The following is a 26,885-nucleotide window of genomic DNA, read 5'->3' as shown; positions in this document are numbered from 1 at the left end:
CCGCTTTTCTTCATTCAGCTCATTCGTCGTTAACGCAAGTAAACCAGCGATCCTTCACTGCTTCGTTTGAAAAACCATTTTTGCCTACAATTTATTCAGCTAAAGACGCGAGATAGTTTTCTTCATAATCATACAAAGGGGTTGGATAATCGCCATTGAAATAGGCCATACATAAGCCTGAGTAAGGTGCGTCAAAATCTAAACCGATCGCTTCGATCAACCCGTCTTCACTTAAAAAGGCCAAAGAATCTGCTTCGATTTTTTCACAAATTTCAGCTTCCGTATATTTGGCTGCGATCAATTCTTTTCTTGTTTGAATGTCGATCCCGTAAAAACACGGATAGCGCAAAGGCGGCGAACCGATACGTACATGAACTTCTTTGGCACCTGCTTCTTTTAGCAGTTGCACGATACGGCGGCTGGTGGTTCCTCGGACGATCGAATCGTCGACTAGAATCACTCGTTTGCCTTCGACTACGCCACGAACAGCTGAGAGCTTCATCCGTACACCTTGTTCCCTTAACTCCTGCGTCGGTTGAATAAACGTTCGTGCGATGTATTGATTTTTTACTAAGCCTAATTCATAGGGAATACCTGATGCTTCTGCGTACCCGCTGGCAGCAGATAAGGATGAATTCGGTACACCAATGACCATATCCGCTTCGATCGGCGCCTCTTGTGCTAAGCGACGGCCCATATTTTTACGGGCACGATGGACGTTGACCCCAGCGATGTTGGAATCAGGACGGGCAAAATAGATAAACTCCATCGAACATATCGCAGGTTGTACTTCTTGGGTATACTGTTCAATTTGAATGCCTGCATCATCAATGATCACGACTTCGCCTGGTCGGACATCACGAATAAATTCCGCACCGATGACTTCCAACGCACAGGTTTCTGAAGCCACCACATAAGCACCATTGACCATTTTCCCGATTGACAATGGCCGAAAGCCATTGGGGTCTAGTGCTGCGATCATGGCATTTTCGGTCAGTAAAAGGTACGCAAATCCACCTTTAACTTGATTTAATGCCTCCTTGACCCGATCCATAAAAAGCGGTTCTTCGCTGCGACGGATCAAGTGCATGAGAATCTCTGTATCGGAATTCGAGTGGAAAATCGCACCAGCCTTTTCTAAGGATTTCCGTAGACTTTTCGCATTCGTCAAGTTGCCGTTATGAGCTAAGCCAATCTGCTGATCAAAAAATTTGAATAAAAATGGTTGAATATTATCAACGCTGCCATTACCAGCAGTTGCGTAGCGAACGTGACCGATGGCAGCCTCTCCTGTCAGACGCTGGAGGACACGTTCATCCGAAAACACTTCCGCTAGCAACCCTAAATCACGGTGACCATTGAGTTTTCCCGCATCATTCGTGACGATCCCAGCACCTTCTTGGCCGCGATGTTGCAAACTGTGTAGTCCGAAATAGGTGACACGAGCGGCATCTGGATGACCCCAAACACCAAAAACCCCACATTCCTCGTTGAGGCTCTTTACTTCATTAAACATGGAATGGCTTCCTCCCATTTCAATTTCGCCTCAGCAAGGGGCATCTCGATCGTATCATCTTGTGCTTGCATGCGAATCTGGCCATCAGCAGTCACTTCCCCGATCGCTGTTGCAGCAGCGCCTACCAGTGCTTCAAAAGCTGCTTGCTTATCAGGTGCGACTGAAAGCACAAAACGGGATTGGGTTTCTGAAAACAATTGTGCTGCTGGCAATGACACGGTCACATTTAGACCAAAGCCCTTGTCAAAAGCGGATTCGGCTAAAGCGATCGCTAAACCACCTTCGGCACAGTCGTGGGCACTTTGAACAAGACCTGCTTGAATCGCTGCGGTAACCAATTGTTGGTTCATTTTTTCTGTTTCAAGGTCAAAGGACATTAAACGCCCAGCGATCTTTCCTGTCTGCAGTTTTTGCAATTCAGATCCATTGAAGTCAGCATGGGTTTCCCCTAGGACATAGATCACATCCCCTGCTGCTTGGAAATGCTGCGTCGTGATATGCGCCAGCTCTTCGATCAATCCGACCATCCCAATTACAGGCGTTGGATAGACCGATTGTCCGTCCGTTTCGTTGTATAAGGAGACGTTCCCAGAAATGACTGGTGTCTCTAGCACACGACAAGCTTCTGAGATCCCGTCAGCAGCCGTGGATAACTCCCAGAATCCTTCTGGTTTATCTGGCGAGCCGAAGTTAAGGCAGTCAGTGATCGCCAATGGACGCCCACCGGAAGCGACGATATTTCGAGCAGCTTCTGCAACTGCGATCTGTCCGCCGACTTCTGGATCTAAGTACAGGTAACGAGCATTACAGTCAGTCGTCATCGCCAAGGCTTTATTGGTTCCCTTGATTCGTAAAACAGCGGCATCACTGCCGGGTCCTACCACGGTATTGGTACGAACTTGCGAGTCGTAGGTTTCAAAAATCGAGCGTTTTGAAGCGATCGTCGGCTGCTGCAGTAGATCGGCAAATACAGACGTTGCTGAATGAATCACTGGAACAAAGTCTGGTGTTTCCTTAAACACTTTGATCCGTTTCGGTTCTGCCATCTCTTTGTAGTAAGTCGGCGCATCTTCAGCTAAAGCATCTACTGGCAAATTAGCGACTTCCTGTCCGTGATGGAACAAACGATAGTTGCCATCATCTGTTACTTCACCGATCACGACGGCTTCTAGATCGTATTTCTTAAAGAGTGCTTCCACTTCAGTTTCATGTCCTTTTTTGACACAGATCAGCATCCGCTCTTGAGATTCTGACAACATCATTTCATAAGGCGTCATATTGGTTTCTCGTTGTGGAACATCATCTAACGTTAAACGCAACCCTGATCCGGCTTTTGATGCCATCTCGGCACTAGAAGAAACCAATCCAGCAGCACCCATATCTTGAATTCCGACTAAAATGTCCGAATGATCCACGATCAATTCCAAACAAGCTTCCAACAAAAGTTTTTCCATAAAAGGATCACCGACTTGTACGGCGGAACGTTGTTGTTCTTCCCCTTCGACAAATTCTTCCGATGCAAAAGTCGCCCCATGTATCCCGTCGCGTCCTGTTTTTGCGCCGACATACATGATGGTGTTTCCAACACCTTTGGCCTGCCCTTTTTGAATATCCTTGTGGGCAATGATCCCTACACACATCGCATTGACTAATGGATTGCCTTCATAACAAGGATCAAATGCCACTTCACCACCGACGGTCGGAATCCCAATACAGTTGCCATAGCCACTGATTCCAGCAACGACTTCTTCCAAAAGATATTTCGTTCTTGGATTATCTAACTCACCAAATCGTAAGGAGTCTAAAACAGCAATCGGTCTTGCTCCCATACTGAAGATGTCGCGGATGATCCCACCAACACCAGTTGCTGCTCCTTCATAAGGTTCCACCGCAGAAGGATGATTATGGCTTTCCGCTTTAAAAACGACGGCTAGATCATCGCCGATATCCACGATACCCGCACCTTCTCCAGGCCCTTGCAGTACTTGCGGCCCTTCTGTCGGGAATTTCCGCAAAACAGGTTTGGAATTTTTGTAAGAACAATGTTCACTCCACATCACTGAAAAGAGTCCAGTTTCGGTATAGTTCGGTAAACGTCCCAAAATATCTTCTGAGATCATCCGATATTCTTCTTGGGTCAATCCCCATTGCTCGTATAATTTCGTGTCTTTGATTTCTTGTGGTGTAGGTTCTTTTACGATCATTTTATCCATTTACCGGCACCTTCCCAAAATTTTTCAATAATGAAGCAAAAAACTTCTTGCCATCTTCTGAGCCCAATAAGCTTTCCATCGCTCGTTCTGGATGAGGCATCATGCCTAGAACATTGCCAGCTTTATTACAGATACCAGCGATGTTGTGTAGGCTGCCGTTGACGTTATCTTCATAACGGAAAACGATTTGATTGTTGGCAACCAATTCCTGATAAGTCGTTTCATCACAATAATAATTGCCCTCACCATGAGCGACAGGAAGCGTAATGACTTGATCCGTTTCATACTCAGAAGTAAAAGCTGTTTGATTATTCACTTGCAGACGGACCGGTTTGCAAATAAAATGGAGTGATTCATTTCTTTGTAAAACCCCTGGTAACAAGCCCGCTTCCGTTAAAATTTGAAACCCATTGCAGGTACCAAAGACAGGTTTGCCTTCATTTGCCAAACGAATGACCTCTGACATGATCGTAGAAAAACGGGCAATCGCTCCGCATCTTAAGTAATCACCATAAGAAAATCCTCCTGGAAGCAAAACACCGTCAAAACCAGCTAAACTGTCTGCATCATGGCGCACATATTCTGCTTCTGCCCCCATGATATCTTTGATTGCCCACATCAAATCAACATCACAATTTGATCCAGGAAAAACGATCACTGCAAATTTCATAGGGCCGCTTCCTCCATTTGAACCATTTCATAACGGTAGGTTTCCATATTGACATTTGCCAAAAGCTTGTCGCAGATCGCTTCGATTTCTTCTGCTACAGCTGCTTGTGTTTGATTGTTTGAAGGTGTCACTTTGATTTCAAAGTATTTCCCGATCCGAATATCACTGACATCTTGATACCCCAAGCGATGAACCGCTCCTTTCACAGCTTCTCCTTGAGGGTCTAAAACAGATTCCTTATAGGTTACATAAACTTTGACTAAATACATGCTGAATTCTCCTTTTCTAAACGATTTAAGACTTCTTCATAAACAGGAACGATGTCCCCTAAATCACGTCGATAAACATCTTTATCAAGATGCTCATTTGTCCCCATATCCCATAAACGACAAGTATCTGGTGAAATCTCATCAGCCAGAAGCAACTCGCCCTTTTTGGTTTTGCCGATCTCGATTTTAAAATCGATCAAGCGAATGTTGATGTTCGCAAAGATTTCCAGTAACGCAGCGTTGACTTGCAGCGCCAATGTTTTGATCTGGTCCAGCTCCTCTTCTGAGGCAAGCCCCAGATAAAACACATGATCATCATTGATAAACGGATCATCCAAGCGATCTTCTTTGTAGTAAAACTCTACGATCGGCTTTGGCAGTTTGGTTCCTTCTTCGATGCCCAAGCGCTTTGAAAAACTACCAGCAGCCGTGTTGCGAACAACGACTTCTAAAGGAATCATGGTGACAGCTCGAATTAATTGTTCGTGTTTAGACACTAATTGAAGAAAGTGACTTGGGACGTTTTTGTCGGCTAGCCGCTGAAAAAGATGCGCAGTGATCTGATTGTTCAAGGCACCCTTTCCTACAACGGCATCTTTCTTTTGACCATTCAATGCAGTAGCTTGATCCAAATAAACGACTCTCAATACATCCTCTTCGTTGGTTTTAAACAATTTTTTGGCTTTTCCTTCATAAAGAAGCACTTCTGATTCCATAATCCACCTCAGTTAAGTAATATTTTTCACATAGCGATGACACACATCTTTATTTGCTTATTATTCTAACAACGCAGAAAAAGCGGGTCAACGATTATCTGTACATTTACATATTAATAAACACGAATGTTCGCTTTTTACCTAGTTGGTTGAAAGCAGATTCCTCTTTAGAAGCAGTGAAGGATTTATAAAGCGTTTACAATGTTCTTTTTTCATGCTATATTTAGGTCGTATTGTAGCTACATTCAAGGAGGAGTACTATATGTGGTCGCTAAAGAATCGTGCTGAACTTTTTTTAGCTCATTTATCAGACAAAGAAAAACAACAGCTCCATAACGAATTATTGGCCGTGCAGCAAATCCTTTCCATCAACCAACAAACAAGTTTCTATTTATTCAGTCCCTTCAAAAAAGGGGCGCGCCCTCATTATGCCGAAGAACAAAAGCGTGTTCTACAATTTCAAAATGAGCGCAATGACGAATTGATCATTCATCAAATCCATCGCCAAAGCTTATTTAAACATACGTATTCTTTTCGGATTTATTTTAATTTAGAAGAAATGGACTTTTCTTTCTTGGATGATCTTTTGCATCTTTTGAAGGAACAAAGCCAGACACCAACGTTTAAATTGAGTCCAGCGGCAAATTGACTGAGTATCCTTCGATAAAAAAAGGTAAAATAAACAAAAGCCCGTAATTTATCGGGCTTTTTTTGTTATACTATTTTCAGACAACAGAAAGGATACGATTATGCTATTTACGAAACAATCATTTGATGCTTTTTCTTTAGAAACATTAGACGAACGAATGGAAAAAATCCGTGCCGAGATTCAGCCGATTTTTCAAACGATCGGTGAGACAGCGATCCCATTAATTGAAGAAAGCTGCCAAGAGCCTTTTTATTTGCATATTGCTCAGCACCGACGCAGAACCGTCTACCCTCCTGCCGAAACCTGGGCAGGGATCGGTCCGAACAAACGAGGCTATAAAATGGATGCCCACTTTCAAATTGGGATCAATCAAGCGTATGTCTTTGTTTGGCTCAGCGTGATCGACCAACCGAAAAATCAGGCAACGATCGCTGAATCTTGGTTGGCCCAAAAAGAATTATTCGATCAATTACCAGCTGACTTTACACTTTCTCCTGATCACACAAAATACGACCACCACCCTATCGCCATGTGGCCAACCTATCTGGAACGATTGAAGAAAGTCAAAAAAAGCGAGCTTCAAATTGGAAAGATTTTTCCGAAAGAAATGATCGAAGACGTTGAGATGGCGGATATTTTAGCAGTTTATCAAACGCTGTTGCCGCTTTATCATGCCCGTATGACGGCTTTGAAGGAGGAACAATAATATGTCAGAAAATCGGCGCTCTCGCAACGAAAAGCCAGCGAAAAAGCCCAAGCGCTTCGTCTGGTTGGCACTTCCTGCCGCCTTATTGGTACTAGGCGGCGGCTATTATGGTTATACCGTCTATCAGGATCGGCAAGAAGAAGCCGCTGCTAAAAAAGCCCTCACTTCCTTTATCGACGCTTTGGCCGATCAGAAGTACAGTGACTTGCCTGCCTTCGTGTCTGAAGACAGTTTAGCATCAACCGGCTTTACCGCAGACGAAGTCTCTGCAAAATACGAAGCGATCTTCACTGGTATCGGTGCCGAATCATTTAAAGCCTCTGGGATTGAGGTAACTCCTAATGACAAGGATTCCGATCAATTCAATTTCCAATACAACGGTTCCTTGACCACCTCGTTAGGTGAATTAACCGAGCTTTCTTATAGTGGCACGATCACTGTAGCTGATAACGAAGCCAAGATCGATTGGTCCCCTCAGTTGATCTTTCCAGGAATGGAGGGACAAGACAAAGTCAGTATTTCCGTAGATAATGCCACTCGCGGTGAGATTCTCGACCGAAACAACGAACCACTAGCAGAAAATGGCACGCTTTATCAGTTAGGCGTCGTTCCGGGGCAACTGGGCACGGGAGACGAAAAAAACGCCAATATCAAAGCGATCGCGGAACGTTTCGACCTGACAGAAGAAGCCATCAATCAAGCGTTGGGGCAATCTTGGGTTCAAGATGAGTTGTTCGTCCCCTTGAAGATCATCGAACCAACGGATGAAATGCCAACTGGAACAAGTTTAAAAGAAACGACTGGACGCACTTACCCACTTGGGGAAGCTGCCGCCCAACTGATTGGTTACTTAGGAAATGTAACAGCGGAAGATATCGAAAAAGATGAAACACTAGCAAGCAACGGACAAATTGGTCGTAGTGGTCTGGAAGCTGCCTTCGATAAAGAGTTGCGAGGAGAAAACGGCGGAAAAATCGCCATCACAGATGAAGATGGTGCTGAGAAAGCCGTCCTGTTAGAAAAAGAACGCGCAGATGGCAAGGATATCCAATTGACTATTGATTCCCAAGCCCAAAAGACGGCGTTTGACTCCTTACAAAACCAAGCAGGAGCAACGGTCGTTACCGAACCCAAAACTGGCGATCTGTTGGTACTTGCCAGCTCGCCAAGTTATGATCCCAATAAAATGACCCAAGGGATCTCACAAGAAGATTATGATGCGTATGAACAAAATGAAGACCTGCCTTTCATCAGCCGCTTTGCTACGGCCTATGCACCTGGTTCGACCTTTAAGGCCATCACTGGTGCGATCGGCTTGGAAAATGGCACGATCGATCCTACGCAGACTATCGCGATCGATGGATTGAAATGGCAAAAAGATAGCTCATGGGGCGACTACTTTGTGACGAGAGTTACTGATGTAGCTTCTGTGAATCTCAAGGATGCACTGGTATACTCTGATAACATTTATATGGCGCAGCAAACCTTATCTATGGGCGAAGATGCCTTTCGTGACGGCTTGTCGAAGTTGATTTTTGGTGAAACACTGGATTTACCGATTGCGATGAATCCTGCTCAAATTTCAAATGAAGACTCCTTCAATTCGGACATTTTACTGGCAGATACCGGCTATGGCCAAGGAGAATTGCTATTGAATCCAATCCAGCAAGCGGCTATTTACTCCGTCTTTGCGAATCAAGGGAAGCTGGTCTATCCCCGTTTAGTGAAAGAGGCAGAGCAAAAAGACAAAGAAGTCTTTAAAGCAGAAACGATCGATCAAATCAATCAAGATTTGACCGCCGTTGTTTCCGATCCAAACGGAACTGCACATTCCTTGGCAGCATTAAACATGCCATTAGCTGCTAAGACAGGAACAGCTGAAATCAAAGAAAAGCAAGATGAAAAAGGCCAGGAAAACAGCTTCTTATTTGCCTTTGATTCGCAAGACCAAGGATTTCTGATGGTCTCCATGCTAGAAGATCGTCAAGAAAACCAATCAGCAACTGGTTTAGCACCTGAGCTATTGACCTACTTAGCTGAACATTATTAAAAAAAGCCGCAACCTTCAGACAAGGATCTGTGCTGGGCTCCCCGTCAAGTGGACAATGAAATAGAATAAAATTATTTTGACGACTGTCTACCGAAATTCGGTAGGCAGTTTTTATGTTTTTTACTTTGTTTAACCTCAACTTTGCTCGACTGGCCTCCTTCTTGGTTAAGCGGATTTATTCTATTCGCTTGTCCAAGAGGGGGAGTGATTAAGCTGCCATTAATAATTCTTGATGAACTTGGCTCGGTGTTTTGCTCTTCAAACATCGTTGATAGCGACCATTGTTGTAATAGTTCATGTATTTCTCGATCATTTCAACGAGACTTTCTCTACTGATAAACTTTCGCCGATAATATTTTTCGCTTAAGCATTCCCCAGAAGCCTTCCATTGGACCATTATCGGTACAACGGGCGACACGAGACATACTCTGCTTCATTTTCGCTTTCTTTAGCTTTGTGCAAAAAACTTTACTTGTATATTGAAATCCGCGATCGCTATGAAATAGCGGATGAGCGGTTGGTTCGGCGGCGACTGCTTGATCGAAGGTATCAAAGACTAATTTATTATCATTTTTGTCGCTGATGACAAATGAAACAATGCGACGATCGGCGAGATCGAGAATAGCGCTCAAATAGATTTTCTTCACTTCGGCCCCTTCATAATACTTGAATTCACTCACATCTGTTAGCCATTTTTGATTCGGTTGATCCGCATAGAACTTTCGATTCAAATAATTTTTCGCAATATGATACGGAGTCTTGGATGCCTTAGTGATACTATTGCCTGAATGCTTGATGGTTGATTGGATTTGAAGTTTGCGACAGATTCGAAGAATACGCTTGTCATTCACTTGAAAGCCATAATCATTCACGAGATCTTCACAGATTCTGCGATATCCTTTATCGTTGTCTGCTTCATAAATATAACGAACAAGGTCTGCCAACTGTTCATTCAATACCACTTCAGGCAGTTTGGGATTTTTTAACCAACGATAATAGGCCGATCTTGTGACATGGAGCAGGGTACACATGGTGTTAATTGGATAGCTTTTTGTCTCGTGCAGCTCTTTGATCGATTGGTATTCAAACGTATGACGAACTAATTCAAATCCCGCCTCCTTTCTAACTCGCTGACTTTTTTTAACAGGTCATTTTCCATTTCAAGCAACTTGATCCGTCGTTCTTGTTGAGCCAGTTTATCGCGCATTTCTTCTTCGGGTGTTCTGGCTGGTTTACTTCCCGCTCGTTGCCCTCGACGGTCTTCTAAGCCTTTTTCTCCCATCTCGTCGTATTTCAACACCCAGTTCCGAACTTGTTGGTAAGAGACTTGGTACTGAATCGCGGTTTTCCCATAGTCTCGACCGTTGATAATACAGTCATGCACAATTTTAATTCGTTCATTCAATGTTGTTTTTCTGGATTTACTCATTCTACTTCCACCACTTTCTGATTTGAAGTTTCTATGAGTATTATATATCTTTAACCAGTCTTCTAATTGTTTTTTGTTACGAAGCCCGTATTTCTTGGCGACAGCTCTTAAGCTACCATATGTTCCAGCTAAATAATCATGGACCGCATTCAGTTTCAACTCTGTTGAGTATGATTGATTCCTTTTTGTAGGGAGTAAACCTGTGGGTCCTTCATTCTCATAAAGAGTGATCCACCTTTCTATCGTACTGAAACTTACTTGTGCTTCTTTGGCCAGGCTGTTTATGCTAGCTTCATTTTTTAAAGCTCTTTCTACAAAAGCTAGCCGTTCTTCTGAACTTAATTTCATTTTTCCTCTAGACATACAAACTCCCCCTATATAAGCCACTTTATATTTCAGTGTCCTATATAGGGGGAGCATATCACTGAAGGTTGCGGCTTTTTTCTTATTCGGCTAAACCGACACGTTCAAAGATCGTGTCGACTTGTTTTAAATGATGGTTGTAATCAAACGCATCGTCTAAGTCTGCTTTGGACAACACATCCGTAATGGCTGGATCAGCTTCTAATAGTGGACGGAAATCCGTTTGCTCATCCCAAGCTTGCGCTGTTTTTGGCTGAACCAAGTCATAGGCTTGCTCTCTTGTCATACCGTGATCGATCAATTTCAACATCACTCGTTGGCTGTAGATCAATCCAAAGGTCGCATTCATATTGCGCTTCATATTCTCTGGGAAAACAGTCAGATTTTTGACGATATTCCCAAAGCGATTCAACATATAATCGATCAAAATCGTCGTATCTGGAATAATGATCCGTTCTGCCGATGAATGTGAGATATCCCGTTCATGCCACAGTGAGACATTTTCATAAGCTGTCACCATATGGCCGCGAACGACTCGTGCAAGTCCCGCCATATTTTCAGAACCGATTGGGTTACGCTTATGGGGCATGGCAGAAGAACCTTTTTGTCCTTTGGCGAAGAATTCTTCAACTTCTCGGGTTTCTGATTTTTGTAAGCCCCGGATTTCGGTGGCAAATTTCTCAATGCTCGTTGCGATCAACGCCATTGCAGAGAAATACTCTGCATGTAGGTCACGAGGTAGCACTTGTGTGGAAATATCTTGTGCACGAATCCCTAATTTTTCACAGACATACTCTTCGACAAACGGTGGAATATTTGCAAAGGTTCCAACTGCTCCGCTGATCTTTCCTGCTTCGACCCCTTTTGCTGCCCGCTCAAAACGTTCGACATTGCGTTTCATTTCCGCATACCATAAGGCTAATTTCAAGCCAAAGGTCGTTGGTTCCGCATGAACACCATGGGTACGTCCCATCATCACGGTATGTTTGTATTCTTTGGCTTTTTCACCAATGATCGTCACAAAACGATTTAAATCTTCCCGAATCAAATCGTTGGCTTGCTTCATCAAGTAGCCATACGCCGTATCAACAACATCCGTCGACGTCAAGCCGTAGTGGACCCATTTACTTTCATCACCCAAAGATTCAGAGACTGCTCGGGTAAAAGCAACCACATCATGTCGCGTTTGCGCTTCGATCTCTAAGATACGGTCGATATCGAAGGTTGCTTTTTCACGAATCAAAGCAACATCCTCTTTTGGTATCTCACCTAATTCCGCCCAAGCTTCATCAGCTAAAATCTCTACTTCTAGCCACGCTTGGTAGCGATTTTGATCGGTCCAAATAGCACCCATTTCTGGTCTTGTATAACGCTCTAACATGTTTTTATCTCCTTTAATCCCAAATATTGGTTTGATAGATTTCTTCAGTGGTTTCTGCAATATCTTCCGTCAAAACAGTGATATGCCCCATTTTGCGACCGGTTTTTGCTTCTTCTTTGCCATAGTAATGAAATTGCCAAGCAGGTTTTGTGGCAATCAACTCATAGGTTTCTGTCAATTCATCGCCTAAGACATTGACCATGACTGCTGGTGAAAGCAATGACACTTCTGGTAATGGCCAGCCACAGATCCCCCGGATATGGGCATCAAACTGACTCATGGAACAAGCTTCGATCGAATAGTGACCAGAATTATGCGGTCGCGGTGCCAACTCATTGACATACAAGCCGCCGCTTTTAGTCAAGAACATTTCGATGGCTAAAACGCCTTGCAGATCCAAGGCCTTCGCAATAATATGAGCGATCCGTTTGGCTTCTTCGGCAACTTCTGGATCAATGCGCGCAGGAGCAATCGTTTGATGCAAAATATTGTTGCGGTGGATGTTTTCTACCACTGGGAAAGTGGTAAAGGTTTCTCCATTGCCGGCAACTAAAATCGATAATTCTTTTTCAAAAGGAATCCATGCTTCTAATTCGCAAGTTCCTTCGCGAAGTAAATTCATGGAAGGCGCCAAATCAGCCGTACTGTAAAGCACGTGCTGTCCTTTTCCGTCATAGCCGCCTCTAGTGGTTTTTAATACACAAGGGTAACCAATGCTGTCGATGGCATCTTGGATGTCTGTCGGGCTGATGATCGTGGCATAAGGTGCAATCACGATATTGTTTGCCTCTAAAAATGACTTCTCTAATAAACGATCTTGAGTGATTGCTAACAAATCGGTGCCTTGAGGGATATGGGAGTAAGGCAAAATAGAGTTCAATGCTTCAACACTGACATTTTCAAATTCATAGGTGATTACATCGGCACGTCGAGCCATTTCTTCTAAAGCAAACACATCATCATAGGCAGCAACAATATGCCAATCAGCGACTTGGGCTGTTGGACAATTGGCAGTAGGGTCTAAAACGCCAACCCGAAAGCCCATTTCTTTGGCACTCATTGCCATCATACGACCTAGCTGTCCTCCGCCAACGATTCCGATCGTTGCGTTGGGCATTAAAGGTTTAATCAAGTTGATCACTACTTTCCAATACGATTTCTTTTAATGTATTTCTTCGTGCGTCTAATTTCTCCGCTATCTCTAAATCATACATGGAAAGCATCTGGGCTGCAAGTAGTCCTGCGTTAGTTGCGCCAGCTTTTCCGATCGCCGTTGTTGCTACTGGTACACCACCCGGCATTTGCACGATCGATAAAAGGGAATCCAACCCGTTTAATGCGCGAGATTGTACAGGTACACCAATGACGGGCAACGTTGTTTTCGCTGCTACCATTCCTGGCAAATGAGCTGCTCCTCCTGCTCCTGCGACAATGACTTTGATTCCTTCTGCACGAGCAGTTTCGGCAAATTCGAACATCAAATCTGGTGTACGATGTGCCGAAACGACTTTTTTCTGATAAGGTATCGCTAACTCATCTAAAATCAAGCAGCACTCCTTCATTGTTTCCCAATCTGACTTGCTCCCCATAATCACTGCAACTGCTGGTTTCATTTGATTTTCCCTCCAACGATTTTTTACTAGTTTCTTCTGAAACAAGCTCAGAAGTATTTTTCACGAAATTAGTTTGTTAGCAGCAGTTCGTTGCGGCGTCTGAGATATCCCGAAGTCACACGGCTCTGCTAACATTCACTTTCACCTCTAAATAGTAACGAGTTGCCCGAGCAATGTCAAAATATTTTCGAACTATTAACAAAATTTACTTACCATTGTTCGTTTTTCTCTCAAAGTTATGTATTCAACACGTGAGATAGCCGATAATAAGACAAATAAAGGAACAATACAAAAAATCCAGACGAATCCTCGTCTGGATCAAATCAACTTACTGTTGCAAGCTCAATTCCGTCACTTCGTCTGTTTCTTTCGGCAATCCATTGAAGAACAGATTCAAAACAATGGCTGTCAAACTACTCATGACGATCCCATTGCCTGTAAACATTTGAACGGTTTCAGGCATCTGACTGAATAAGGTTGGCATCATATTGAATCCTAAACCAAAACCAATCGATACCGCAATCACTAACAAGTTCTTGTCATTCATAAAATCAACTTTGCTCAGCATTCGCATCCCTTGAACAGCGACCATGCCAAACATCACTAACATGCCGCCTCCCAGTACTGCTTCTGGAATGATCTGTGCGATGGCACCAACTTTTGGAAACAGCCCTAATACGATCAAAAAGATTGCTGAAAAGAAAATCGGGCGACGAGTCTTAATGCCTGAAAGTTGAACCAAACCTACGTTTTGTGAAAATCCAGTATAAGGAAATGTATTGAAGATCCCACCAAGGATCACCGCCAAGCCTTCCGCACGATAGCCGCGCTTTAAGTCATTGCCTGTAATCGGTTTTTCAGTAATATCTCCAAGTGCAAAATAAACGCCAGTGGACTCTACTAGACTCACGATGGAAATAATGATCATCAAAACGATCGACCACAAATCAAAGGTTGGTAAGCCGAAATAAAAAGGCTGAGGCAAATGAAACACAGGCGCATGGGCGATGGCAGAAAGATCCACCAAGCCTAATAATGCTGCTAAAATAGTCCCACCGATCAAACCGATCAAAACGGCAATCGAGCGAATAAAGCCTTTCCCAAACACCTGCACCCCAATGATCAAGGCAATCGTTACAAAACCTAACAATAAATTCGTTGGATCACCAAAGTTAGCAGCTGCGGCATCCCCTCCACCGATTTTAGTGATGGCGACTGGAATCAAGGTCAAACCGATGACGGTAATCACCGTTCCCGTCACCAATGGTGGAAACAAAACTTTGATTTTCGAAAAAATGCCGGCGATCAGAACAATGAAAATCCCGGCGGCGATGATCGCTCCGTAAATCGCACTGATTCCCGATTTGGTGCCGATCAAAATCAATGGGGAGACAGCTTGGATGGCACAGCCTAAAACGACTGGTAGGCCGATCCCAAAAAAGCGGGTGACGACTAATTGCAAAAGCGTAGCGATTCCGCACATGAAAATATCGATCGATATCAAATACGTCATCTGCGCTTCATTAAAGCCGAGGCCTGTTCCAATCAGCAAAGGAACGGCAACAGCTCCTGCATACATCGCTAGCAAATGTTGCAAGCCTAAAACTGCTGAACGGCTATTCGTTTCTTTCATTAGGCATCTCCTTCTAAAAAGCTGACTTGTCCCTCAGACAATGAGGCGATCCGTGCTAGTGAAACAACAGGAATCCCCATTTCTTCAAGTAATTGTCGACCACTTTGGAATGATTTTTCAATCACGATACCGATACCGACGACGTTGGCTCCTGCTTGTTGACACAGTTCGATCAACCCTTTTGCTGCTTGTCCGTTTGCTAAAAAATCATCAATAATCAAGACTGTATCCTCTGAAGACAAAAATTTCTTGGAAATCGATACTTGGCTGGTCACTTGCTTGGTAAAGGAATAGACAGATGCAGTCAGCAGCTCTTCATCCATCGTCAAACTCTTTGCTTTACGGGCAAAGATCATTGGTACTTGTAACTGTTCTGCAGTATAAAGGGCTGGTGCGATCCCTGAAGCTTCGATGGTCACTACTTTTGTGATGCCGCTTCCTTGAAACCGTTCCGCGAAGACTGCACCGATTTCTTTCATCAACTCATAATCCACTTGGTGGGTCAAAAATTGGTCCACTTTAAGAACCCCTTCGCCCAGCACATTTCCGTGTGTTTTGATACGCTCAACTAATTTTTCCATCCTAGCTCTCCTCGTTCCTTTCTATTCCATCCTGAAAAAAAAGACACTCTTTTTGCCAAAGCAAAAAAAGTGTCTAACAGGCACGATTTTTACTTATAGTCCGATATTTACGGTATCGGGTAGAGACTGTCGACCATATTTCGACGATATACAAGTAATTTTTAAATGATAGATTCGATTATGCCTGTCTTTGATTAAAAACACAAGCATGGAATGCCCTTTATAAATAAAAATATTCTCATTTGTGGATCATTTCCTACTCTGGCTTCTCCATATCGCGATAGTGTTCCATCTTTTTACTGAAAAGCTCCCCATTGGACGGCGGCGTGTAGGTGATGGCATTAGCGCCTGCTTCAATCGTTTCTAAGATGCTTTCATCGGTTGGTCCACCGGTTGCGATGATCGGCAGCTTCGGATATTTTTTACGGAAGAAAGCCACGGTATCTGCTGTGTCCTTGCCAGCACTGATATTGATGACTTTCACACCAGCTTCAAGCTTGGCATCAATTTCGGTATACTTACTCGTTACGGTACTGATAACGGGAATATCTACAACTTTACAGACCTGCTCTACAGTTTTCAGTGGCGTTGGTCCGTTTAAGACGACCCCGATCGACCCTTGGGCTTCAGCAAACATGCTCATATAAGACGAGCGAAATCCTTGGGTCAAGCCCCCGCCGACACCAGAAAACACTGGAATGTCCGCTGCTTCGATGATTGCTTTCGTAATTGCTGGGTGTGGTGTAAAGGGATAGACCGCAATCACAGCATCCGCATTTGTATTGCGGATGATCGCAATATCCGTTGTGAAAATAATGGAGCGGATTTGTTTTCCAAATATTTGAATACCGCTAGCCTCTCGAATAACTTTAGGCACTTTCACGATATCTTTGCGCAAATCGGTGGTGATTTTTGGCATATATTTTTCTTCCATAAGCAGCCAACTCTCTTTTCTTATTGATCAAATCGATTCAATTGGTAGGTTTCAATTACTTGAATGATTTTGCTGGCATAATCCGGATCCGTTGCATACCCTGCATCTTGTAATGCTTGTGCGGCACTGCGGTAGTCGTTTGCTGTCAAGACATTTACATAAAGTGCAGGATTCCAATCCACACCATTTACAAACAACATCGTATGATCATCCATTGATTCTTCCCAAGTATCATAGACACGAAAATCTCCTTGAATCGTGACCCATTCTCCATTATAAAACTCTTGGGTATCTAATGTCACCTTTTTTGAATGGCCAAACGACTTAATTCCAAATAAATTATTGTATTCACTGGCTAGAGAACTTTGACCCCAATCTGATTCAAGGATTGCCTGTCCAATAATGATACTTGGTAAAATCCCGTAGCCCTTTTGCAGTTCTTGTGCGTAAGGAGCGATGCGATCAATAAATTCTTCATGGGAGATGGCTTCCGTGTTTGTTTCTTCCTCTTTGGGAAGGGGGGCTGCCAAACTATTTAAGGAAAAAATAAAAGCAATCCCAATCAAGAATAACCCTAGAAAGACTAATGGGAAACGAGTCTTCTGTTTTTTTCGTCTTGCGCTCATTTTTTCACTTCCTTTGTCTGACTAAACACATTTTCAGAAAACAAATTGCCTCCATTCAGCAACAACTCATCTTGTGTAAGCTCACTGCTTTCTTGACTTTTAGCAAGAGAACCCTCATAGATCCAGTCCTCTGCCAGAGGATCTTCCCATTCGTGAGAGGACAGTTCTGCTTCTTTTCGAGCGATGTGTTCTTTTGCTTCTTCCAGAAACTCTTCAAAGGTCAACTCCTGCTCCTCAATGTAGATTGCCACTTCGACCCCTACATATCGTAGATGCCAAGGCTCATAATCGATTTGCGTAATAGCATGTTTTCCTTTCGGGTAACGGATGATAAACCCATACTCCCTTGCATGAGCTTGTAGCCATTTTCCACCCTCAGTATCACCGAACCCCTCATTGAGCAGTTCTCCTGTATGATTTTGATACCAATCCTGATCCACAACATCAACAGCAAGCCCAGTATGGTGTTCGCTATAGCCAGGCTCAGTAAAGGTCAGTTTCGTGATACGAATTGCTTCTTCTTTTGTATGACCTTGACTCATCAGGGTGTTGACATTGGCATTGAATATCTCCTCTTGATACGCTACTGAACGGTAGGCAGAGACCATCACCAAAGGATGTCCTGCAGCTTTTGCGGCATCTGCCAGCTTTTCATAAGCTGAAACGATGCGTTGATCGACGAGATAGCCATTCGACAATTTCCCTAAATCTTTTTGGGCAATTTCGCTTTTGATTTTATTGTTTGGGCCTACCAAAACCAATGACCAATCATCCAATGAAACAGTTGGAAAATCCTCTTCGTTCACTTCATCACTAGCACTTGCTTGTTCTTGTGACTCTTGCGTGTTCCCATTTGGCTCTTTTTCATTTGTTTCTGTTGTTTCACCCGTTGATGCTTGATCTGTTGAACGAGCGATACTTGCACTCTTTGTTGGGGTGACTGCGGTCACTCGGTTCACTTGAATGGTTAAAAGAACCAGAAACAAGAAGCCCGCCGCCGCAGCCATTCCATAATACTTTTTCAAAAAATATCCTACCTTTAGTTGTAAGTTTCTTCCAGATTTTCTTTGACCCACTCCAACAGTTCGATTTTTTCATTGCGAATTTGCTGCTGAACAAAAGCGGGCAATCGGAAGTTTAGTATATCATCATAACCCCACTCATCATACGTAATACTGACTCTCAAATCAAGGTATTGGGCTGTTTCTTCAGATTCTGTTAACAATTCGACTTTCGCTAAATCGCTTGCTAACCACGTTCTGGCGATTTGAGTCTTCATTTTTTTGAACTCGACGACCGCTTGATTGCGTTTTTCTGGATAAATGACGGTTTGCCGAATGATTTTTTGGATCAACATCCATTCATAATCTGAAAACAGCAGCTTCACTTTCTGATTTTCAGCAGGTGACAGACTCATTGTGCCATTTTTCCATGCCTCCCATTGCTCCTCGGTGATGCCTAATTGTGTTTCATAAAACTGTTTTTCTGATGCGTATTGCTCGATGATGGTATTTAAAATAATTGCAATTGATACATTATGCATATGTTATCCCTCCTCTTCTATATTTTACTGAAAGTCAGCCGTAATGGAAACTTTTTGCGATTGTTTTTGATTATTTTAAAGAATTGATTTCTTTTGTTATACTAAATACGAAGGAGATGATCAATGATGAAAAAATACCGTTGGGGAATGATTGGCCTCGGAGATATCGCAACGCAATTTGCTGCTGGCTTTTCTAATGAAGCAAGTGAACTATATGGGGTCAGTGCCCGGAGTTTCCCTAAAGTCCAAGCATTTGCTGAGAAACACTCTATTCCCCATGCCTATGAAAGCACAGATGCCATGTTAGAAGATCCGCAAATCGATATTGTTTATATTGCAGTACCTAATGATCTTCATCATGAATTTATTATGAAAGCTCTGATGGCAGGAAAACATGTCCTCTGCGAAAAAGCCATCACCACCAGTGCCGATGAGCTAGCGGAAGAACTAGCCTTAGCCAAAGAAAAAAACCTAATCTTAGAAGAAGCAATGACGATTTTCAATATGCCGGTTTATGCTCGGTTGAAAGAAGAGATCGATGCCGGACGCTTAGGAAAATTAAAAATGATCCAAGCACCATTTGGCAGCTACAAAGATCCAGACCCAAGCAATCGTTTCTTCAATCCAGATTTAGGCGGCGGTGCTTTATTGGATATCGGTACGTATGCTGTTTCATTTGCCCGCTTTTTCATGACGGATACACCAGAAGTGACGTTTAGCAGCATGAAGCCCTTCTCTACAGGTGTGGATGAACAATCAGTCACGATCCTACAAAATCCAGCCGATGAAATGGCTAGTGTCACGCTGACTTTTCAAGCGAAAATGCCTAAAACCGGTATCGTCGCTTTCGAAGAAGGATACATTACCGTAGATGAATACCCTCGTGCGGACAAAGCCGTGATCCATTTCCGAGATGGAACAAATGAAGTGATTGAAGCTGGCGAAAGCAGTCAAGCCCTTAATTATGAAATTGCCAATATGATCAAAGCCATCGATGGCGAGATCGAAGGATCGATCCATTTGACCACCGATGTCATTGACGTTCTTGATCAAATGCAAGCTTTTTGGGAACAGCAGTAAAATGAAAAAGACTCCTTTTTAGGAGTCTTTTTTTAGCGTGCCATTGTTTGCATTTGATTAGAAAAGTCGGCTTTGATTTCAATAAAACTTTTAAAGGTTTGCAGAAACTGAAACAGCTGAGCGCGATTTTCAAACTCTGCTCTTGTTTTGGGCAATGGCTTTTGTCGATAATCTTCATAAAGCGCAGCAATTTTTGCCAATATCTCTTTCCCATCGTTATTTTCGTGAAAGGACTCGGCAGTAAAGGATAGCAACTCTTGAAACGCATTTGTATAGGCTTCTTCTACCCAAAACAACTGCAATAAGTCAACCATTTCTAAGAGTAAGCGTGCCTGACTTTGGCGCATGGTAAAGTACTCTTCATAATAGGAGGCTTCTCCTCGCCATTGATTTTCACTATGCACCATTGCTTGTTGTTTGCCTTGCTTGATATCCCCCAAAAGCGTTTGGCAGACCTGGGGAAGCGTCGCCTTTTCTTTTTTAGTTAAGGCAATCGACATGTCTTTTAAAAGATTTTTAAACGTTTCTTCCACTAATTGCTGTCTTTCTTTCAATGCTCGTTCGCCATCTGGCATATATAAATTGAACAAAAGTGCAAAGCCAATGCCAATACTCATCAATAAAAAAGCATTCCCAATCAGTGGCCAAGCAAACGAACGTTCCATCATATAATGGGTCACCAAGACAGAATTGACGACGATCCCATCGGTCAAATTGAAATAGACAGCGGTTGGGATAAAGAGAAAGAGAAAAAGAACAAATCCTATCGGCCCAAAGCCTAATAAATGGAAGCTGACAAAAGCTAAGAGCGTTGCGATCGCCAAAGAGATCAAACGCCCGATTCCCGTAAAAAGTGACGTTTTCTTTGTATTACCGACGCTTAAAATGGCGATGATCCCTGCGGCTGGCGCATACAAAAGACCGATCTGTTGTGCCAGAAACATTGATAAACCAGCAGCAATCGCCGTTTTCACGGTCCTCATTCCGATTTTCATTTTTGTCACCTCCTGTGAAAAGTATACTAAATTGTGAGGAATAAGACTAGAATTTCTCAACTGCTTTGGGTATGATTAAGTAAAGGGGGCATTTGACCATGAAACTGGGGCGTTTTCGCTTAGGTATGCGAACGATAAAAACAGCCATTGCTGTCATGCTTTGTATTCTGCTCTTTCATTTTCTTGATCGTGGCCAACCATTGATTGCTGCCTTGTCGGCTGTCTTTTCTTTGCGACAAGACCTGACCACAACGATCTCTTTTGGTAAGTCACGGGTATTAGGAAATACGATCGGCGGCGGTACAGCCATTTTTTACTTTTTGACGAAGCAATATTTTCAAAATGACTTTCTGATCGAATTGTTTGTCTTGCCAGCGCTAGTCATTTTTGTCATCGTTTTTTCAGATGGCATCAATAACAATTCTGGCATTATCTCTGCTATTGCGACGATGCTTTTGATCACTTCCAGTGTCCCTCAAGGGGAATCGATCATCTTCGCCTTAGACCGTGTATTGGACACCTTTATCGGCACGTTAGTTGCCCTATCGATCAATTTCGTCATTCGACCACCTGAGGAAGAGAAAAAGGATGAGATCCAAGAAGATCTGGTGGTGCTGAGGCAAAAAGAGCTTGAACTAAAAGCCATGCTAGAAGAAGTCCAAGGTGAGATTTCCGAACAAGAAAAACAAGAAAAATAAAAACAGCCTTTTTCCAGAATCATTCTGAGAAAAGGCTGTTTTTGTTACTCATTGGCTTTCAGTGCATCGATCATATTGACATGTTTCAGTTTGAAATACATTGCGATCCCTACCACGCTTGAAAATAAGCAGGTCAATCCAGCGGCATACACATAGCTCATTGGTTCGACTGTCGGTGAAAACATGGCGATATCGACTTCGATGGTCTGTAAGACAAATTGATGCTGAAGCACCCCTAATAATAAACCAAATGCAATGCCGAAGATCGTCAGAAAGATATTTTCACGAAAGACGTACATGGTCACTTCTCGATCATAAAAGCCCAATACTTTGATGGTCGACAACTCGCGAATGCGTTCCGCTATATTGATGTTGTTCAAGTTGTACAACACGATAAAGGCTAATGCCCCCGCAGACGAGATCAAGATCCAGATGACGATGTTCAAGGTTGCTGTCGTGTCATCTAAGGCATCCGCTGAAGCTGAGAGGAAGGAAACATTGATGACATTGTCTTGTGCCATCAAATCAGCCGCGATCGCTTCTTCCTCCGATTTCGTCAAACGCTGACTGAATTTCAATAACTCACTGTTGTAAGAAGGGGCGGCCTGAAAGATCTTTTGATACGCATCTGGGGTCAAATAAGCAAAATGCCCTGTGTAGTTTTCTGCGATTGCAGCCACATTCAGTTCAAATGCTTCGCCGCTTTCATTCGTCAACGTTATCGTATCACCCACCGATAATCCAAACAACTTAGCAAGCTTTTCATTGATGATGGCACCCTCTCCTTCTAGCTCGTAAGCTTCTCCTGAAACCCGATCATTCAAGTGGACAAATCTCGATAAAGCCGCAGGATCTTCTGGCACGGTGACGGTTACTTCTTGCTGCGTGACCCCCGATTGAGCCAACGTCAGACTTTCCGTATGCAAGAATAACCCTGCTTCAAAGCCTTCAATATCTTCTGCGGCGGCTTTTGTTTCACTCATTGCTTCCGAATCCTCATCATCAAAGGTGATCACCGCCTGATATTGCCAGATTTTCTCAAACTGTAAAGGAATGATATTGCTGATGGAATCTCTCAGGCCAAATCCAGTCAAGATCATGGACGTACATCCGGCGATCCCTAAGATGGTCATGAGCATTCTTGACTTGTAGCGAAACAGGTTTCGCATTGTAACTTTTTGAATAAAACTTAAGTGCCGCCATATAACGGTGATTCTTTCTAAGAGAATTCGTTTTCCTGTTTTGGGTGCCTTTGGTCGTAACAATGAAGCCGATGACTGTCTTAAATCAAATCGTAAAACCAGCAACGCGATACCGATGGTGCAAAGCAAGCTGACTCCCACAGCAATCAATGAAAGCCGCAAATACCATGGGGTTTCATACTCCGTGAGATTGTAAAGCGGTCCATAAGCTTGAATGATGATTGCTGGAAAAAAGGAAAAGCCGACTGCTAGACCCAATACAGCACCTGTGATGCCTGCTGCAGAGGAATAAAGCAAAAATTTCTGTCCAATCTCCCAGTTACGATAGCCTAATGCTTTCAATGTACCGATCTCACTACGTTTTTCATCGATCATCCGCGTCATGGTGGTTAGACTGACTAACGCTGCAATCAAAAAGAAGATAACTGGGAAAATCGTCGCTAACGAAGAAACCCGTTCCGCATTGTCTTGGTACTCTGAATAACCAGGATTCGCATCGCGGTTTGCGACACGATAAACTGCCGGTTTTAGATCCAACAATTCCTGCTCTTTTTCAGCAACTTCTTTTTTGGCATCTTCAAGTTTTTCGCGTTCTTTTGGTGCTCTTTCTTTAAATTCGTCAAGCTTTTCTTGAAGGGTTGCTTCGTTTTCTCGATATTCTTGCCAACCAGCAGCTAATAAAGACTGACCCTTGGCTTTTTCAGAAGCTAAGGTCTCACGAGCGTCGCTCAGCTGCGTCTCTCCTTGGGTGATCTGGGTCTGCGCTTGTGCCAATTCTTGGCGCCCAGCTCTGATTTGGCTCCAGCCAGCATTGACTTGCTGTTGTGCCTGCTGAAGTTGCGCTTCTTGGTCATTGATCGCAGCCATTTGCCCAAGTAATTGCGCACGTTGTTGCTCACCTTTGGCAATGAGTGGACGCAATGTATCTTCAGCTGCCGTCAGCATAGTAGCAATCATCGTTTCATCGATTTCCTCCAGATCAGGAATCGGACCAAGGACATCTGTCGGCAGGTTCAACTGTGCCAGAGCGGCGGTTACTTGTGCATAGACGGTAGGCAGCTGGGCCATTTGCTCCTCTGCAGAAAGTTGACCCACACTTCTGATTTGATCCATGCCTTGGTATGCCAGCGCCAGTTGCTCCTCTACCTGCTGGATGCCCCTTTGCAGTTCAGGTCTTTGTGCCAAAACGGGTGCCAACTGAGCTTGGGCTGACTGTACTTGGGCTTCTTGCTGAATCAATGCTTGTTCATTTTGATCTAGCAGGCGTTGATTTTCGATCAATGCCTGTTTCCCCTCAGCTAATTTTTGCGCTTCTCCATTCAATTGCTCTTGGGCAGTTTGAATCTCTGTCTGAAAAGCTGCTTCTTGTTCCGTCAACTCCTGATGCGCCTGCGCCAATTTCTCTGTTGCGTCGTCAAGTTCCGCTTGCGCTTGCTGCAATGCTTCTTCGCCATCACGGATCTGTTCTTTGGCCTCATCAATGGCTGGTTGGGCTTCATCGATCAACTCCTGCCGCCGTCCTTGTGCCCGCGGAGCCAACTGTTCTTCTACTTCATCACTTACTTGATCCCTTTTTGTCTGATATGCTTCTGAATAGCTAGCCACTTGCGATAGCTCATCAAAACGAACTAACAATCTAGCATACGCAGTTTCTTTAAAATCTTCTTCTGGAATTACTGCAAAGTAATCGACCGTCCCATTCCCAACGGTACTATTGCCTCGATGAAAATTCTCAATAAATTCGGGACTATTGACAAAGCCAACGATCGTGTAAGTGTGCGTTTCTAGCTGGTTTTCACCGCTTTCTGGCAGTTCAAAAGTTTCATCTAGTGCAAACCCACCGCTGCTTTGTGCCGCTTGATCCAAAGCAATTTCCCCTGACTTTTGCGGCAATCGACCAGAAGTCACCTGATATTGATTGACTTGCCGCTCCTTCGAAAGGGAAAAGACACGGATCACGGCACGGTGATTTTCGGCATTGATATCGGCGATCTGCTCTGCTTCAACAGACGTGACACCAGGCATTTCTTCAATGATTTCCCGATCGGCAGTCGACAACCCTAAAGTTGACGCAATCGTAAAGTCCGCTAATTTCTGGCGAGCAAAGTAATCTTCAGCTGCTTGTTCCATATTCGGACCTGTTGCACTGATCCCCACAAAAAAAGCGACCCCTAAGAAGATAATGCCTAATATGGACAAAAACCGCCCGGGTGCTTGCCTAATTTCACGTAAACTGGAACGTAATAATGTTTTTTTCATAGGCATTTACCAAGAAATAGAGGCAATTGGAATCGGATGAGTATTTTTTTCCATCTTGCGGACCTTTGCATCATTGATATGGATCACACGATCAGCCATGGGAGCCAATGCGCTGTTATGTGTAATGATCAAAACGGTCGTCCCAGTCTCGCGAGCCGTTTTTTCTAGAATTGCTAAAATCTGTTTCCCCGTTTCATAGTCAAGTGCCCCAGTTGGTTCATCACAAAGCAGCAATTTGGGCTTCTTCGCAATAGCACGAGCGATCGTGACTCGCTGCTGCTCGCCACCAGACAATTGCGCTGGAAAGTGATCCAAGCGATCACCAAGCCCAACTTGGGTCAAGATCTCAGCAGCATCAAGTGCCTCTGGCACGATTTGTGCTGAGAGTTCAACGTTTTCTCTGGCTGTCAGATTAGGGACCAAATTATAAAACTGAAAGACAAAACCGACATCTTTGCGGCGATAGGTCGTCAATTGTTTGGCATCAAAGCCAGCAATACCTGTTCCATCAACGATCACTTTGCCACTATCACATTGATCCATTCCGCCTAATATGTTCAAAACGGTGGACTTACCAGCGCCACTTGGACCAAGGATCAGTGCGATCTCTCCTTTTTCTACAGAAAACGAAACACCATCATTAGCAGCAATGACCGTGTCGCCCATTGTGTATTTCTTCACTTCTTTCACAACTTCGATATAACTCATTATGTTCCTCCAAGAATTCCAGCGCCGCATGCGCTTTCTCGCTTAATAGTGTATCATACTTATTCCTGCGAAAGAAACAGCAAAAAAGCAGCTCATTTTATCAAATTAAAAAATCTGAGACAAAATGATGCTCATTCTGTCCCAGAATCGATTTTACACTTCCATCTAATTTGATTGACAAAGAACAAAAACCAATCATTGTGCTTGGTCGGCAATTCTTCGCTGGGTTTCTTCCCAAAGTTTTTGCGCTTGCTGCCGCTCATCAAGGATCTCCGTCGGCACTGCCTGACGGTCGACAAAGTAGCGCCCGCTAGTGCCAGCCACCTCGGGGCTTAGTGCCAAATATATCGCTGTATCAGACCCTTCCTCTGGTGTTTTGAAAAAAGGCGTGAGCATTTTGTAGACAGATTGACCAAATCCTGTTTGTCGGCTGACGCCTAAGCTGGTCGCCACAGCTCCCGGATGCAAGGCATTCGCAGTAACGGTCGTATTGCGCAATTGAAAGGCAAGTGCATCCGTAAATAAAATCAGGGCTTTTTTTGAGCGGCCATATTCCCGCCAAGGTAAAAAATCCGGTACATCGAAAAAGCGCTGATCCTTTTTCTTTACAAATTTGTAAGCACCAGAAGCAACATTAACGATCCTACCAGCATCCGCACGTTTTATTAGCGGCAATAACTGACGGGTCAGTTCAAAATGCCCCACGTAGTTTACGCCCAGCATTTGTTCAAATCCATCGGCTGTTCGCTCTTTTTTTAAATTGACGATGCCCGCATTATTGATCAGTACATCCAATTTCTCAAAGCGGGCGTTGATTTCGGCGGCTGACTTGCGCACGCTAGCCAATGACCCCAAATCACCGATCACTAGATCAATGCTTGGATTGCCAGTCTCTTCCTTCAAACGTTGCTGTGCTGCCTGTCCTCGTTCGGCAGAACGGCAATACAAAATCACATGCATCCTCATTTCTGCCAATTGTTTGGCTGTTGCAAAGCCCATGCCAGCGTTGGCACCCGTAACTAAAATCGTCTTCAATTTACCACCTTCCCCT

At 43.7% G+C, this 26,885-nt stretch carries 26 protein-coding genes and 1 riboswitch; of the genes, 5 read left to right on the top strand and 21 right to left on the bottom strand.

Translation table 11 applies throughout. From position 1 onward, the window contains the following. Positions 1 to 91: 91 nt before the first annotated feature. From purF to purC, 5 genes are read right to left on the bottom strand one after another with little or no spacing between them, the layout of a single operon-like run. On the bottom strand, positions 92 to 1,516 hold the full coding sequence (purF, locus tag IGJ15_RS06600; protein ID WP_016611027.1) for an amidophosphoribosyltransferase: 1,425 nt from the start codon (positions 1,514 to 1,516) through the stop codon (positions 92 to 94). Beyond that, positions 1,501 to 3,729 carry a phosphoribosylformylglycinamidine synthase subunit PurL gene (gene purL / locus IGJ15_RS06595; protein WP_270275789.1) on the bottom strand — a complete coding sequence of 743 codons (2,229 nt, stop codon included), beginning with the start codon at positions 3,727 to 3,729 and terminating at the stop codon, positions 1,501 to 1,503. Before purL ends, purF begins: the two co-directional genes overlap by 16 nt. After that, the gene (gene purQ, locus IGJ15_RS06590; RefSeq protein WP_010749588.1) at positions 3,722 to 4,399 is read right to left on the bottom strand and encodes a phosphoribosylformylglycinamidine synthase subunit PurQ; all 678 of its coding nucleotides are present in this window, start codon (positions 4,397 to 4,399) and stop codon (positions 3,722 to 3,724) included. Before purQ ends, purL begins: the two co-directional genes overlap by 8 nt. After that, positions 4,396 to 4,668: a phosphoribosylformylglycinamidine synthase subunit PurS gene (purS, locus tag IGJ15_RS06585; protein WP_010749587.1), complete on the bottom strand. Its 273-nt coding sequence runs from the start codon at positions 4,666 to 4,668 to the stop codon at positions 4,396 to 4,398. The genes purQ and purS overlap by 4 nt, the downstream gene beginning before the upstream one ends. After that, the gene (purC, locus tag IGJ15_RS06580; RefSeq protein WP_081116641.1) at positions 4,659 to 5,384 is read right to left on the bottom strand and encodes a phosphoribosylaminoimidazolesuccinocarboxamide synthase; all 726 of its coding nucleotides are present in this window, start codon (positions 5,382 to 5,384) and stop codon (positions 4,659 to 4,661) included. Before purC ends, purS begins: the two co-directional genes overlap by 10 nt. 214 nt (positions 5,385 to 5,598) lie before the next feature. Here purC and IGJ15_RS06575 point away from each other — a divergent pair, with 214 nt between their 5' ends. The 3 genes from IGJ15_RS06575 (at position 5,599) to IGJ15_RS06565 (ending at position 8,789) form a co-directional block, all read left to right on the top strand. Further along, positions 5,599 to 6,033: a hypothetical protein gene (locus IGJ15_RS06575; RefSeq protein WP_016611022.1), complete on the top strand. Its 435-nt coding sequence runs from the start codon at positions 5,599 to 5,601 to the stop codon at positions 6,031 to 6,033. Positions 6,034 to 6,133: 100 nt separating this feature from the next. Continuing rightward, entirely contained in the window at positions 6,134 to 6,739 is a 606-nt protein-coding gene (locus IGJ15_RS06570; RefSeq protein WP_074932671.1) for a DUF1054 domain-containing protein, read from the top strand. Between the two features lies 1 nt (position 6,740). Further along, positions 6,741 to 8,789 carry a penicillin-binding transpeptidase domain-containing protein gene (locus IGJ15_RS06565; protein WP_311902431.1) on the top strand — a complete coding sequence of 683 codons (2,049 nt, stop codon included), beginning with the start codon at positions 6,741 to 6,743 and terminating at the stop codon, positions 8,787 to 8,789. Between the two features lie 208 nt (positions 8,790 to 8,997). Here IGJ15_RS06565 and IGJ15_RS06560 read toward each other — a convergent pair whose 3' ends face one another. The 12 genes from IGJ15_RS06560 to IGJ15_RS06505 form a co-directional block, all read right to left on the bottom strand. Continuing rightward, complete coding sequence (locus tag IGJ15_RS06560; RefSeq protein ID WP_311902430.1) at positions 8,998 to 9,102, bottom strand: IS3 family transposase; 105 nt, start codon at positions 9,100 to 9,102, stop codon at positions 8,998 to 9,000. A gap of 16 nt (positions 9,103 to 9,118) precedes the next feature. Next, positions 9,119 to 9,853, bottom strand: coding sequence for an IS3 family transposase (locus IGJ15_RS06555; protein WP_311902439.1), 735 nt, complete (start codon positions 9,851 to 9,853; stop codon positions 9,119 to 9,121). A 35-nt stretch (positions 9,854 to 9,888) separates the two neighbouring features. Beyond that, positions 9,889 to 10,581, bottom strand: a complete 693-nt coding sequence (locus IGJ15_RS06550) for a helix-turn-helix domain-containing protein (protein ID WP_010748054.1) — start codon at positions 10,579 to 10,581, stop codon at positions 9,889 to 9,891. Between the two features lie 82 nt (positions 10,582 to 10,663). After that, positions 10,664 to 11,962 carry an adenylosuccinate lyase gene (gene purB, locus IGJ15_RS06545; RefSeq protein WP_005231933.1) on the bottom strand — a complete coding sequence of 433 codons (1,299 nt, stop codon included), beginning with the start codon at positions 11,960 to 11,962 and terminating at the stop codon, positions 10,664 to 10,666. 13 nt (positions 11,963 to 11,975) lie between these two features. Then, the gene (gene purK / locus IGJ15_RS06540; protein WP_015509893.1) at positions 11,976 to 13,103 is read right to left on the bottom strand and encodes a 5-(carboxyamino)imidazole ribonucleotide synthase; all 1,128 of its coding nucleotides are present in this window, start codon (positions 13,101 to 13,103) and stop codon (positions 11,976 to 11,978) included. Further along, positions 13,087 to 13,575, bottom strand: a complete 489-nt coding sequence (gene purE, locus IGJ15_RS06535) for a 5-(carboxyamino)imidazole ribonucleotide mutase (RefSeq protein ID WP_077453801.1) — start codon at positions 13,573 to 13,575, stop codon at positions 13,087 to 13,089. Before purE ends, purK begins: the two co-directional genes overlap by 17 nt. A gap of 328 nt (positions 13,576 to 13,903) precedes the next feature. Continuing rightward, positions 13,904 to 15,208, bottom strand: a complete 1,305-nt coding sequence (locus IGJ15_RS06530) for a nucleobase:cation symporter-2 family protein (RefSeq protein WP_010749579.1) — start codon at positions 15,206 to 15,208, stop codon at positions 13,904 to 13,906. After that, positions 15,208 to 15,789: a xanthine phosphoribosyltransferase gene (locus IGJ15_RS06525; RefSeq protein WP_010749578.1), complete on the bottom strand. Its 582-nt coding sequence runs from the start codon at positions 15,787 to 15,789 to the stop codon at positions 15,208 to 15,210. The genes IGJ15_RS06530 and IGJ15_RS06525 overlap by 1 nt, the downstream gene beginning before the upstream one ends. Before the next feature lie 76 nt (positions 15,790 to 15,865). After that, positions 15,866 to 15,963: riboswitch (purine riboswitch) on the bottom strand. A gap of 82 nt (positions 15,964 to 16,045) precedes the next feature. Continuing rightward, positions 16,046 to 16,723, bottom strand: a complete 678-nt coding sequence (locus IGJ15_RS06520) for a hypothetical protein (protein ID WP_010749577.1) — start codon at positions 16,721 to 16,723, stop codon at positions 16,046 to 16,048. A 20-nt stretch (positions 16,724 to 16,743) separates the two neighbouring features. After that, positions 16,744 to 17,349 carry a glycoside hydrolase family 73 protein gene (locus IGJ15_RS06515; RefSeq protein ID WP_311902429.1) on the bottom strand — a complete coding sequence of 202 codons (606 nt, stop codon included), beginning with the start codon at positions 17,347 to 17,349 and terminating at the stop codon, positions 16,744 to 16,746. After that, positions 17,346 to 18,356 carry a M15 family metallopeptidase gene (locus IGJ15_RS06510; protein WP_311902438.1) on the bottom strand — a complete coding sequence of 337 codons (1,011 nt, stop codon included), beginning with the start codon at positions 18,354 to 18,356 and terminating at the stop codon, positions 17,346 to 17,348. The genes IGJ15_RS06515 and IGJ15_RS06510 overlap by 4 nt, the downstream gene beginning before the upstream one ends. Before the next feature lie 32 nt (positions 18,357 to 18,388). Continuing rightward, positions 18,389 to 18,892, bottom strand: a complete 504-nt coding sequence (locus IGJ15_RS06505) for a hypothetical protein (RefSeq protein WP_005229993.1) — start codon at positions 18,890 to 18,892, stop codon at positions 18,389 to 18,391. 123 nt (positions 18,893 to 19,015) lie between these two features. Here IGJ15_RS06505 and IGJ15_RS06500 point away from each other — a divergent pair, with 123 nt between their 5' ends. Continuing rightward, a complete protein-coding gene (locus IGJ15_RS06500; RefSeq protein WP_311902428.1) occupies positions 19,016 to 19,972 on the top strand; it encodes a Gfo/Idh/MocA family protein in 957 nt (318 codons plus the stop codon). Positions 19,973 to 20,004: 32 nt separating this feature from the next. On the opposite strand, the gene IGJ15_RS06495 is transcribed toward IGJ15_RS06500, so the two are convergent. Further along, complete coding sequence (locus IGJ15_RS06495; protein WP_311902427.1) at positions 20,005 to 20,967, bottom strand: aromatic acid exporter family protein; 963 nt, start codon at positions 20,965 to 20,967, stop codon at positions 20,005 to 20,007. A 98-nt stretch (positions 20,968 to 21,065) separates the two neighbouring features. On the opposite strand from IGJ15_RS06495, the gene IGJ15_RS06490 reads away from it, so the two are divergent. After that, on the top strand, positions 21,066 to 21,665 hold the full coding sequence (locus IGJ15_RS06490; RefSeq protein WP_005231932.1) for an FUSC family protein: 600 nt from the start codon (positions 21,066 to 21,068) through the stop codon (positions 21,663 to 21,665). A gap of 44 nt (positions 21,666 to 21,709) precedes the next feature. On the opposite strand, the gene IGJ15_RS06485 is transcribed toward IGJ15_RS06490, so the two are convergent. The 3 genes from IGJ15_RS06485 to IGJ15_RS06475 form a co-directional block, all read right to left on the bottom strand. Continuing rightward, entirely contained in the window at positions 21,710 to 25,132 is a 3,423-nt protein-coding gene (locus tag IGJ15_RS06485) for an FtsX-like permease family protein (RefSeq protein WP_311902426.1), read from the bottom strand. After that, complete coding sequence (locus tag IGJ15_RS06480; protein ID WP_430599359.1) at positions 25,133 to 25,834, bottom strand: ABC transporter ATP-binding protein; 702 nt, start codon at positions 25,832 to 25,834, stop codon at positions 25,133 to 25,135. It lies immediately after the preceding gene. A 195-nt stretch (positions 25,835 to 26,029) separates the two neighbouring features. Next, positions 26,030 to 26,869 (bottom strand): SDR family oxidoreductase, encoded by an 840-nt coding sequence (locus IGJ15_RS06475; protein ID WP_311902425.1) that lies wholly within the window; start codon positions 26,867 to 26,869, stop codon positions 26,030 to 26,032. Between the last annotated feature and the right edge of the window lie 16 nt (positions 26,870 to 26,885).

It is taken from the genome of Enterococcus sp. AZ079 (assembly GCF_050547255.1).
Lineage (GTDB): Bacteria > Bacillota > Bacilli > Lactobacillales > Enterococcaceae > Enterococcus_D > Enterococcus_D casseliflavus.
The sequence above is the reverse complement of the archived record's forward strand: the minus strand, read 5'-3'. Positions and strand labels throughout refer to the sequence as shown.